Here is a 2,677-nt window from a genome sequence, read left to right on the forward strand (position 1 = left end):
CCGTCTTTGCCGTCTTTGCCGTCTTTTCCATCTTTCCCATCGCGGCCATCCTTGCCATCTTTCCCATCCTTACCATCCCTGCCTAGGGTTTCAGTCAAGGTGAAAGCTGGCTTGCCCAACTCTAAGTTGACAACCAGCCCCCTCTCTCCGAACTCCCGGCTTTCAGCGACTATCCTGGTTGTGCTGATAATCCCGGTATCGGGGTCAGCAACCCTCACCTTATCACCAAGGCCATAGTCAGGCTCCTGTCCATAAGGAAACACCGCAGTGATTCGGAAATCCATCTGCGGTGTGCTGTGCTCTTCCAGGTATTCCTGGGCCTTTTGGCGCAGCTCGTCCAGAGTCTCCACGTTGAACTCGATTGGTTTTGGATAAGGACCATAGGTAGCTATGCTGTCCTCGTCCCGAAGCGTGATCTCCAAACGGTTGATGCCGCTTCCGGGGCCATGCGCTGTCAAGATGTTGACCAGCGTTTCATCGCCATCGCTGAGGGCGGTGATCTCCGTATTGGTGCCGGCATGGAATATGAAATCCTTAGTGCGGTCAACCCCAAGGTTTTCCGCGAGATTAAGGGCTCCATCCCAGACAGCAAACTCCCAGCCAACCTGGTCGCAGGCATCGTGCAGCACCCTCAACGCTGTAGCACGGTCGGCAGATAGGCCTGTCACAGTCACTCCAGCGACATCCGGGATGCTGCCTGCAAGCAGGTGCCCTTCTGTGCGAGCGATCAACTCGCAAGCAAACACGAAAGGGGTGAGCCCTCGAGGATTGCCATCCGGGTCCTCGCTTTCGGTATCTCTAGTGATTAGGTTGATTCTGATCCATACCTTATCGTGGTCACCACCAATGTAGAGACCAACCTCTTCCGGCAGACCTCCATCGAAGGGGTCAGACCAAGTCGTACCATTGGTGGAGTACTGTATCGTGGTCTGTACATCACCCTCTGGGCCGTCGCTATCGGCGCTCCAACGCACCCTATCCCAGGCCTTGAATCCGACAACCTCCAGCCTATCGAAAAGCAGCGTGATGTAACCCTGCTCGTAATATCTGCCGTCGGCCCTTTTGGCTAGCATAACAACGCCGGGCTCCGTGTTGAGATCGACGTTGGAGCTATCAACCATACGCTCCTGCCACTGCTCCTTGGCCTTTACTCGCAACGTCTGCCAGCCGTCCAGTAAGTCTCTGGCTACGTCCGCGAGGTCCCAGCCCTCCCACACCTTGCCGTACTGGGCAGGGGTGAGGTTAGCTTCTAGCAGGATTTCCTCGGTCATGGCGTGGACGGTGACCACCTGACCAAGGTCGCGGCCTACTATCTTGCCTGAGGCCCTCAGCTTGTCCCCTTGGTAGATCTGTACATAGGAGGCGATGGCGGCGTATGCCGGCTTATTGTCACGCTCCCTTTTGGGAGCACCTTCAACCACCACCGGTTGCGCAGCACCAAAAAAGCCATAGAGCGGATGGTCTGGTGCGACCACCTCGTCTATGGCCTCTCTAGGGATGCCAATGTTGATTTCCGATGCCTGGTTGATCCGCCTTGTGTAGTGCCAGCGAATGCCGGGCAGAACAGCTTTGAGTTGTCTGTCCTTATCTAAAATGCGTGCTTGGTACAAAGGATCACCTCCAATCCCTAAAGGGGGTGGAAAATCCGCCCCCTAAAAGACCAACTATATAGTTCAAAACATTCAGTCTCGCCCCGCTGGAGCACAAACCATCCGTCGGGGCCAAAAATAGCATTTCGCAGCCCGTAGCTGTTGCAGTGCTTCAGTATCCCAAAGTATGACTGCACTGACTGGTTAACTGCCTGCCAATCCATCTCACCCCTCTGGTACTTCCGCATCAAGGCTTTCAATCTCCGTTTCATGCGTTTGGCCGTGGACTTCCTCATCTTTATGTGGGTGGGCCATACACGAAAACCAACCCACTCTATTCCGTCCCTCACGGGGCGAATCTGCGTTTTGTTGTTGGTTTTTAAAGCCAGGTGAGTCAGGAGAAACTCTTGGATCTCAGCCTTAACCTCATGTAGATAGCACTTATTGTCGGCCAGCACAAGAAGATCGTCCATGTACCGGGCGTAGTATTTGACCTTCAGCTTGTGTTTGACGAATTGATCGACTTCGTTTAGGTAAACATTAGCGCTCATCTGGCTCACCAAGTTTCCCACAGCCATGCCGACGCCACAAGCGCGGGTTTCATAGGCTATACTGCCTTCGGCTACGCCTAAACGCCCATCATTGGCCCGGATGATGTGTTCCAGAAGCCATAGGAGATCATCATCTTTGATGAACTTGGCATACAGGCTGAGCAGAATGTCGTGGTTTACCCGGTAGAAATACTTGTGGATGTCAAGTTTTAGAACGTACTTCAGATCCGGGTTGTGCCTTAGCCAACCATACACCCTCGCCAGGGCCTTGTGCGTACCTTTACCGATTCGGCAAGCATAGCTGTCATGGATGTATTTGCGTTCAAGGATGGGGTTAATAGTCATGTAGATAGACCACTGCACCACCCTGTCTCGGAAAGGGAGGGCCATGATCAGCCGCTTTTTCGGTTCGTGGACGTAGAATTCACGGTATGGGCTTTGCCGATAGGTTTTCCAGATGAGTTCATTCTGAAGTTCGATCAGGTTATCTTCGAGTAGATTTTCAAACTGCTGCACCTCTGCCCGGTTGCGTTTCCC

At 53.4% G+C, this 2,677-nt stretch carries 1 protein-coding gene and 1 pseudogene; both read right to left on the reverse strand.

The annotated features are described in order from the left end of the window. Positions 1-1,610 (reverse strand): annotated as a pseudogene (locus tag ACE4YL_RS00310) (hypothetical protein); the annotation flags it as partial. 17 nt (positions 1,611-1,627) lie between these two features. After that, positions 1,628-2,677 (reverse strand): reverse transcriptase domain-containing protein (locus tag ACE4YL_RS00315; RefSeq protein ID WP_461368971.1); only part of this gene is annotated, 1,050 nt, incomplete at its 5' end.

The sequence above is a fragment of the Candidatus Darwinibacter acetoxidans genome (assembly GCF_041936445.1).
GTDB lineage: Bacteria > Bacillota > Limnochordia > Darwinibacteriales > Darwinibacteriaceae > DTU010.